Source organism: Burkholderia sp. Bp9016, assembly GCF_003857765.1.
Lineage (GTDB): Bacteria > Pseudomonadota > Gammaproteobacteria > Burkholderiales > Burkholderiaceae > Burkholderia.
On sequence record NZ_QTPY01000089.1, the window covers coordinates 1 to 764 of the forward strand.

1 protein-coding gene is annotated in these 764 nt (G+C 66.6%); it reads right to left on the reverse strand.

The annotated features are described in order from the left end of the window. Positions 1-764 (reverse strand): AMP-binding protein (locus DIE13_RS32555; protein WP_148094102.1); only part of this gene is annotated, 764 nt, incomplete at both ends.

Below are 764 nucleotides of genomic sequence, written 5' to 3' on the forward strand. Positions count from 1 at the left end.
TCGTCGTCCCAGTAGCCGAGCATCACCGAATAGCCCTTCGTGCACAGCTCGCCCGTCGCACCGACCGGCACGATATCGCCGTTCGGATCGACGACCTTCACTTCCAGGTGCGGCTGGATGCGCCCGACCGTCGTCGTGCGCTTCTCCAGCGGATCGTCGGTCGAGCTCTGGAACGACACAGGGCTCGTCTCCGTCATCCCGTACGCGATCGTGATTTCCGACAGATGCATCTGCGACACCACGCGCTTCATCGTCTCGATCGGACACGGCGAGCCGGCCATGATGCCGGTGCGCAGCGTCGACAGGTCGAATTTCGGGAACGCCGGATGATCGAGCTCCGCGATGAACATCGTCGGCACGCCGTGCAGCGCGGTGCAGCGTTCGTCGGCCACCGCCGCGAGCGTCGCGACCGGATCGAACGCCTCGCCGGGGAACACCATCGCCGCACCCGTCGACACACACGCGAGCACCGCCAGCACCATCCCGAAGCAGTGATACAGCGGCACCGGAATGCACAGCGAATCCTGCTCGGTGAAGCGCATCGCCATCGCGATGAAACGCGCATTGTTGACGACGTTGCGATGCGTGAGCGTCGCGCCCTTCGGGCTGCCGGTCGTGCCGCTCGTGAACTGGATGTTGATCGGGTCGGTCGCCGAGAGCGTCGCGCCGGTCGCATCGAGCGCCGCGACGTCGAGCGAATCGCGGCCGCGCGCCATCACGTCCGCGAAGCGGAACATCCCGGCCGGCGCGACCTCGCCCATCGA